Origin of the sequence: Pseudomonas sp. 14P_5.3_Bac1 (assembly GCF_025466135.1) — a bacterium.
Lineage (GTDB): Bacteria > Pseudomonadota > Gammaproteobacteria > Pseudomonadales > Pseudomonadaceae > Aquipseudomonas.
The window spans coordinates 131217-138219 of record NZ_JANLOF010000012.1; the positions used below are offsets into that span (position 1 = coordinate 131217).

Annotated in this window: 7 protein-coding genes and 1 riboswitch; of the genes, 3 read left to right on the plus strand and 4 right to left on the minus strand. The window is 60.9% G+C overall.

Features of this window, described 5'->3' with window-relative positions; genetic code table 11:
* The first annotated feature begins 80 nt into the window (after positions 1–80).
* The 3 genes from NTD89_RS03595 to nfuA all read left to right on the plus strand — a co-directional run bounded on the left by NTD89_RS03595 (position 81) and on the right by nfuA (position 4118).
* Positions 81–2387 (plus strand): fatty acid cis/trans isomerase, encoded by a 2307-nt coding sequence (locus NTD89_RS03595; protein WP_262206476.1) that lies wholly within the window; start codon positions 81–83, stop codon positions 2385–2387.
* A gap of 64 nt (positions 2388–2451) precedes the next feature.
* Positions 2452–3474: an acyltransferase family protein gene (locus NTD89_RS03600; RefSeq protein ID WP_242197609.1), complete on the plus strand. Its 1023-nt coding sequence runs from the start codon at positions 2452–2454 to the stop codon at positions 3472–3474.
* A gap of 59 nt (positions 3475–3533) precedes the next feature.
* Positions 3534–4118, plus strand: coding sequence for a Fe-S biogenesis protein NfuA (gene nfuA / locus NTD89_RS03605; RefSeq protein ID WP_017136914.1), 585 nt, complete (start codon positions 3534–3536; stop codon positions 4116–4118).
* Positions 4119–4312: 194 nt separating this feature from the next.
* On the opposite strand, the gene cobM is transcribed toward nfuA, so the two are convergent.
* The 4 genes from cobM to NTD89_RS03625 all read right to left on the minus strand — a co-directional run bounded on the left by cobM (position 4313) and on the right by NTD89_RS03625 (position 6425).
* Positions 4313–5059, minus strand: coding sequence for a precorrin-4 C(11)-methyltransferase (cobM, locus tag NTD89_RS03610; protein ID WP_262206477.1), 747 nt, complete (start codon positions 5057–5059; stop codon positions 4313–4315).
* Between the two features lie 69 nt (positions 5060–5128).
* Positions 5129–5521: a cobalamin biosynthesis protein gene (locus NTD89_RS03615; protein ID WP_262206479.1), complete on the minus strand. Its 393-nt coding sequence runs from the start codon at positions 5519–5521 to the stop codon at positions 5129–5131.
* The gene (locus NTD89_RS03620; protein WP_262206480.1) at positions 5518–6225 is read right to left on the minus strand and encodes a CbtA family protein; all 708 of its coding nucleotides are present in this window, start codon (positions 6223–6225) and stop codon (positions 5518–5520) included. Before NTD89_RS03620 ends, NTD89_RS03615 begins: the two co-directional genes overlap by 4 nt.
* An 11-nt stretch (positions 6226–6236) precedes the next feature.
* Positions 6237–6425 carry a CbtB-domain containing protein gene (locus NTD89_RS03625; RefSeq protein ID WP_032875937.1) on the minus strand — a complete coding sequence of 63 codons (189 nt, stop codon included), beginning with the start codon at positions 6423–6425 and terminating at the stop codon, positions 6237–6239.
* 97 nt (positions 6426–6522) lie between these two features.
* Positions 6523–6729, minus strand: a riboswitch (cobalamin riboswitch).
* Between the last annotated feature and the right edge of the window lie 274 nt (positions 6730–7003).

Genomic DNA, 7003 nt, shown 5'->3' on the forward strand with positions numbered 1-7003 from the left:
ATCGTTCATGTTGGGGCAGGGCCTGGCCCGGTAGACTGCTGGCACTTTTATATCGCACGCATTGAATCGGGACCGGATACATGTCACTTCGCCTCATCATCAGCGCCGTCCTGGCCTTGATAGCCAGCAGCGCTCATGCACAGGCTTTACCGCTAAACAGTCCCGCCCCGGCGATTTCTTATACCCGCGACGTTCAGCCGATCTTCACCGAAAAGTGCGTGGCCTGCCACGCCTGTTACGACTCAGCCTGCCAGCTCAACCTGGGCAGTGCCGAGGGCGCGGCGCGCGGCGCGACCAAAGTGCCGGTCTACGACGGCGAACGCAGCCAGGCCGCACCGACCACCCGGTTGTTCGCTGATGCCTTCGGCAAGCAGGCCTGGCAGCAGAAGGGCTTCTACTCGGTGCTGGACGCCCAGGGCAGCCAGGCCGCATTGATGGCGCGCATGCTGGAGTTGGGCCATAACGCGCCACTTGAACCCAATGCCAAACTGCCCGACGAGATCATGCTGGGCCTGAACCGCCAGAACCTGTGTGCCATGCCCGGCGAGTTCAATGCCTACGCCGGCGCGCATCCCAAGGAAGGCATGCCGCTGGCCGTCACCGGCCTGACCGACCAGCAATACCAGACGCTGCAGCGCTGGCTGGCATCCGGCGCACCGATTGATGAGCAAGGCCTGGCGCCCAGCGCCAGGGAAGCCTTGCAGGTGCAGCAGTGGGAAAACCTGTTCAACCAGCCCGGCGCCCGCGAAAGCCTGGTTGCGCGCTGGTTGTATGAGCATTTGTTCCTGGCGCACATTTACTTCGAGGACGGCGAGCCGGGGCATTTCTTCCAATGGGTGCGTTCACGCACGCCGAGCGGCCAGCCGATTGATTTGATCGCCACCCGTCGGCCCAACGATGATCCAGGCACCCAGGTTTATTACCGCCTCTGGCCGGTGCAGGGTGTGATCGTGCACAAAACGCACATCACGTACCCGTTCAGCGCGGCGAAAATGGCCCGCATCAAGGCGCTGTTCTACGCCGGTGACTGGCAGGTCAATGCCTTGCCGGGCTATGGTCCGGGGCGCCGGGCCAACCCGTTCGAGACCTTTGAGGCGATTCCGGCCAAGGCGCGATACCAGTTCATGCTCGATAACGCCGAATACTTCGTGCGCACCTTTATTCGCGGGCCGGTGTGCCGTGGGCAGATCGCCACGGACGTGATCCGCGATAATTTCTGGACCCTGTTCCAGGACCCGGACCACGACCTGTACATCACCGATGCGCGTTATCGCGGCCAGGCCACGCCATTGCTGGCGATGCCGGGGCAGAACGACGACGTGGGCAGCGTGCTCGGCCTGTGGCTGGCCTATCGCGACAAGCGCAACCAGTACGAGGCTTTGCGCCGTGACAGCTACGCAGATTTGCCGCCGCCGAGTTGGTCGAGCCTGTGGGCGGGTAATGACAATGCCTTGTTGAGCATTTTCCGCCATTTCGACAGTGCCTCGGTGACCAAGGGCCTGATCGGCGAGGTGCCGCAAACGATGTGGTTGTTCGATTACCCGTTGCTGGAACGCACTTATTACCAGTTGGCGGTGAACTTCGATGTGTTCGGCAACGTGTCGCACCAGGCCCAGACCCGGCTATATTTCGACCTGATCCGCAATGGCGCCGAGCAGAACTTCCTGCGTCTGATGCCGGCCGATACCCGCGATGATTTTATGGATGATTGGTACCAGAACAGCGGCAAGCTCAAGCTGTGGCTGGACTATGAAGCGATTGATGATGACAAGCCGAGCGGCTTGCACCTGGATGAAAAGGACCCGAAGCGCGATTTTGCCAAGCAGTTGCTGACGCGTTATGGCTATTTGAATGCCAGCCCGGATCCGATCAACCGCTGCACCAGTGCCTATTGCTCGCGCGACGGGATTGAGCCGGCGCTGCAGGATGCGGAGCAGGCGCTTAGTCGCCTGACGTCGAGGCCGGCGGCGGGGCTCAAGGTGATCGACCAGTTGCCGGAAGCGACCATGCTGCGCGTTGAAACGGCCAGCGGCAAACGCGTGGTTTACAGCATGCTGCGCAACCGGGCGCACAGTAATGTGGCGTTTTTATTGGGCGAGGCTTACCGCTATCAGCCGGGGCTGGATACCCTGACCATCTACCCCGGCGTGATCAGCAGCTACCCGAACTTCATGTTCAATATTCCGGCGCAGGAAGTGCCCGAGTTTGTGGCGGCGATGGAGAATGCCAAGGACGCCAAGCGCTTCGAGAAGATCGTTGATCGCTGGGGCGTGCGCCGCAGCCATCCGCTGTTCTGGCAGTATTTCCACGACTTGTCGCAGTACATCCGCGAAACCACGCCGGTGGAAGAAGGCGTGCTGGACATGAACCGCTACGAGAATCTTTGATCGCCCTTTGACCGTCCGCCATGGTCCCAACTTCATCTAGATGAGTTGGGAAGGGCGGCAAACAATGTTGATCTCGGTACAGGCGTTGCGCGCGCTGGCGGCCTGGACGGTGGTAGGGCACCACTTCATGCAGATTTTCTTCGGTTTCAAGGCGGACACGGCTTTGGGCAGGTTATTTGTCGAAAAGGGCGCCGCGGGCGTGGACGTGTTTTTTGTCATCAGCGGCCTGGTGATTTTCCTGTCTACCCAGGACAAGGACCTGCCGCCGTGGCGCTTCCTGTTGTACCGTCTGCTGCGCATCGTGCCGGCCTACTGGTTCTACACGCTGCTGATGGCGTTACTGGTGGTGGTCGCCCGGCCAATGTTGCCGGACCAGAGCGTCGATGCCGCCCATGTGTTGATGTCGCTGTTGTTTATTCCTTCGCAAAACCCCGGTGGTTATGGCGTTTACCCAACCCTTAACGTCGGTTGGACGCTGAACTACGAGATGCTTTTTTACCTGCTGTTTGCCTGGGCCTTGCTGTTTCGTCGGCAATGGCGACTGCTGGTGGTGGCGGCGTTGCTGTTTGCGGTCTGCGAGGCCTGGACCTCGTTTGGCTGGATCAGTGAGTTCTATCGCTCGGACATTGTCGTCGAGTTTCTGATGGGCATCGGCATCGGCATGCTCTACCGCAAGGGCTGGATTCGCCCGGGGTTATGGCTGCCGCTGCTGGGAATCGCCGCAGCGCTGCTGGCGATCTATCATTGGCCGGCCTCGCCCCGCGCCTTGACCTGGGGCCTGCCGAGCGCGGTATTGGTGGTGGCGTGCGTGGCGCTTGAGCGATTTTTCGTCAATTATCGTCTGCTCAAAGTGCTCGGGGACTGCTCCTATTCGGTGTATTTGTTGCACGTGTTGGTGCTTTCGGCCGGTGGCTATCTGGCCCAGCGTTACGGCCTGAACCCTTATGCCGTGCTGGCCGTGTGCGTGGTGATCATCGGCCTGAGCGCCATGGGCAGCTACCGATGGCTGGAGCAGGGCAGTTATCGCGTGCTCAAAGGCTGGTTTGATGGCGACGAACGGTCGAGTTTATCCCGACAAAAACACTAGGACTTTGTACCTCTGTAATGATTTGGCGTAAACTGCCCGCAAGCCTGTGAGGAGTTTCCATGACTGCCATAACCATTACCGACGCCGCCCACGATTACCTGGCCGACCTGCTGTCCAAGCAGAACACCCCAGGTATCGGCATCCGCGTCTTTATCACCCAGCCCGGCACCCAATACGCCGAGACTTGCATCGCCTACTGCAAGCCCGGAGAAGAGAAACCTGAAGACACCGCCTTGGGGCTGAAAAGCTTCACCGCCTACATCGACAACTTCAGCGAAGCCTTCCTCGACGACGCCGTGGTCGACTACGCCACCGACCGCATGGGCGGCCAGTTGACCATCAAGGCGCCCAACGCCAAGGTGCCGAATGTCAACGCTGACAGCCCGGTCAACGAGCGCATCAACTACTACCTGCAAACCGAGATCAACCCGGGGCTGGCCAGCCACGGCGGTCAGGTCAGCCTGATTGATGTCGTCGAAGACGGCATCGCCGTCCTCAAGTTCGGCGGCGGTTGCCAGGGCTGCGGCCAAGCGGACGTGACCCTGCGTGAAGGCATCGAGCGCACCTTGCTCGAGCGCATTCCCGAGCTCAAGGGCGTACGTGATGTGACCGACCACACGCAGAAAGAAAACGCCTACTACTGAGTAAGGTGTTCACTGCGAACAAAAAAACGGCGCCCCGTGAGCGCCGTTTTTTATGCTTAAAATTCAGTATCTTGCGCAATCTACTTAACAAAGTAGATTAACTGTGGGAGCTGGCTTGCCTGCGATGACGGCAGATCAGTCGACATGTCCGGTTACTGACACACCGCTATCGCAGGCAAGCCAGCTCCCACCCTTCAGGGGCGATATAGGTGCGCGTGGCCTGCACGGTACAGCGAGGATTCACTGAAGCCGTCATTCGCCAGCACCCGCCCAACCACAATCAATGCCGTGCGCCGGAAACCCTTCGCGGCGACTTTCTCGGCAATATCACTCAGCGTACCCACCACCCAATCCTGATCCGGCCACGTCGCCCGGTGCACCACGGCAATCGGGCAATCTGCGCCATAGTGCGGCAACAGCTCGGCGACGATCTTCTCCAGGTAATTAACGCCCAGGTGAATCGCCATGGTCGTGCCGTGGCGCGCCAGGCTGTCGAAATCCTCACCGGGCGGCATGCGGGTTCTGTCGGCATAACGGGTCAGGATCACACTCTGGGCGATGTCCGGGAGGGTCAGCTCGGTCTCCAGCAGCGCCGCACAGGCCGCCACCGCCGTGACTCCTGGAATGATCTGGAAGGGAATGCCCGCCTCACGTAAATGGCGGATCTGCTCGCCAATCGCCCCGTACAGGCTGGGGTCGCCGGAGTGCACGCGCGCCACATCCTGGCCCTTGGCATGGGCAGCCTTGATCAAGTCGATGATCTGTTCCAGGTGCAGTTCGGCGCTGTTGACCACCTGTTCCGCCTGATGACCGTCCAACACCGCCGCTGGCACCAATGAGCCGGCATAGATGATCACCGGGCAACTGCGGATCAACCGTTGGCCTTTGACGGTAATCAATTCCGGGTCGCCGGGGCCTGCGCCGATGAAGTAGACGGTCATGGGAATTCCTGTTGAAAAACGGGCGAGCATGAAGATTGCTCATGATCGAGAAGGGCGATTATCGGGTTTTTAGTCGGCGCAGGCCAATGCAAAGGTGGCCTGGGCGACTTTTTTGCGCGTGATCAGCAGGCGGGCGGGGCGGTGGGAGAGCTGTTCAGCCAAGGCCAGGGCGGCACTTTCGGCGATGCCGTAACAGCCGGTATGGGCAAACGCGACCGCAGATCTATGACTGAGGCGCGGTTCAAACACCGCCAATTGCGTTGCGCTGAAACACTGCAACGGCAGGTTCAATACTTGCGCCAGGGCAAGCAGCCCCGGTTCATCGCGCTTGCGGTCGATACTGGCCAGCGCGGTGATGCGCTGGCGCTCGATACCGCCCTCGGCAAGGGCGGCGTCAAACAGGCCGAGCAGGGTGTGAACATCACACCCGCGCTGGCAACCCAGCCCTACCACCAGCGTCATGCCGAGTATTGATCGTCGCGATTGCGGCGAAACAGCCAGGCGCTGATCAGGCCCAGTGCCAGCCAGAAGGCGACGTTGGTCAGTTGCGAGGCAATCTTGAACTGGGCTTCCAATGCTTCTGGAGCCAGCATCGAATGCACTTCAGGTTGCGGCGCGCCGATCACATGCGGCACGGCCAGGATCGCCACGCCCAGCACTTTGAGCAGCCAGTTGCGACCAAACACCAGCAGCGCGATACCCGCAGCCGTGGACGCCGCAGTACCGACCCACCAGATCTGCCGCTGCGCCAGGTCGGCGGCAGCGGTGCCCGGCAACTCCGGTGGCAGGCCCAGGGTCGGTGCCAGTACAAACGTCGCGTAACCGGCCAAGCCCCACAGCAGCCCTTGAGCGGTGCGGGTTGGCGCGCGCAACGTGTAAAGGCCGGCCAGCATCAATGCGAAACCGACCGCAACCACCAAGTTACCGCCAGTGGTGGACAGCACGCGCTGCCAGCCGTTTTCCGGCTCCCAGGCTTCGGCGTCGTGGGTGTGAGCGGCGGCGCCTTCAGCGTGTACATGGGGCACGACCTCGGCAGCGGCAGGGGCGTTTTCAAAGGTTTCCGCCTGCAGAATCAGCGGGGCGACCCAGAAACTTTGCAGCAGGGTCAGCAGCAGGGCGGCGAGCAAGCCGGTGAAACCTGCGGTTTGGGCGATACGCTTGATCATGTCGGCAGGTCTCAGTGGCACGGGAACGCGGCGCTGTGGCGGGTATCGTGGGCAGCGTTGTGCACCGCCTCGATATGCGAGAAACCGGCGAAATACACCAGGCACGCGCCGAGGATCGACGCACCGATAGCGGCGGTCAGGCGTTGGCTCAGGGTGGCGGTGCTACTGGCGGAGTGCGAGGTGCTGCTGATGATCGACATGGGCGCGTCCCTTCGGGTTTCGGGGTGAAACGAGCGCATGAAAACCCTGCGAGCCGGGCACGCAGGGTTCTGAACAGCGCCCGCCCACCGCGGGTTTGTTATCTGAATTTTTTCGGGCCGGTCTCCGGGCTTGCGAGGGACGCTGGGTCTAAAAGCATCGCCTTCCCATGCCGTACAGGCACAGTGGTTATGACGCTTCGCTCGCTTACCGTTGCGGGGGCAGCACCGGACTTCTTATGTGCAGGCATAAGTCACCGGTTTCCCGTTTCACCCTGTGAAGGGCACCCGAAACAAGGTGTGTAGGAGAGCATGGGGGTGGGAGGGGAGTCAAATGGGATGTCTGGTGTACATATCCGTTGCTGCGGTCACGGCGGCTGGCGGTTCTACTCTTACAGCGGGTCACTTTTGGCAAACGCCCGGAATGCCGGCCCAGCCAAAAGTAACCCAAAGGTCTTTACCCCACCACTCGGGGCCTCGCCTGCGTTCGGCCAGCGTGGTTGACGGGGCTTGTCAGATCAAAAGCAGAGCAACACATGATCCATCTGATCCACTGAGATCCAAATGTGGGAGCGGGCTTG

What these genes read in the sequence shown, in the direction of transcription:
- NTD89_RS03620 (WP_262206480.1), bottom strand. Translation starts at nt 6,225, where the DNA reads ATGATCAAGCGTATCGCCCAAACCGCAGGTTTCACCGGCTTGCTCGCC.
- nfuA (WP_017136914.1), top strand. Translation starts at nt 3,534, where the DNA reads ATGACTGCCATAACCATTACCGACGCCGCCCACGATTACCTGGCCGAC.
- cobM (WP_262206477.1), bottom strand. Translation starts at nt 5,059, where the DNA reads ATGACCGTCTACTTCATCGGCGCAGGCCCCGGCGACCCGGAATTGATT.
- NTD89_RS03615 (WP_262206479.1), bottom strand. Translation starts at nt 5,521, where the DNA reads ATGACGCTGGTGGTAGGGCTGGGTTGCCAGCGCGGGTGTGATGTTCAC.
- NTD89_RS03625 (WP_032875937.1), bottom strand. Translation starts at nt 6,425, where the DNA reads ATGTCGATCATCAGCAGCACCTCGCACTCCGCCAGTAGCACCGCCACC.
- NTD89_RS03595 (WP_262206476.1), top strand. Translation starts at nt 81, where the DNA reads ATGTCACTTCGCCTCATCATCAGCGCCGTCCTGGCCTTGATAGCCAGC.
- NTD89_RS03600 (WP_242197609.1), top strand. Translation starts at nt 2,452, where the DNA reads ATGTTGATCTCGGTACAGGCGTTGCGCGCGCTGGCGGCCTGGACGGTG.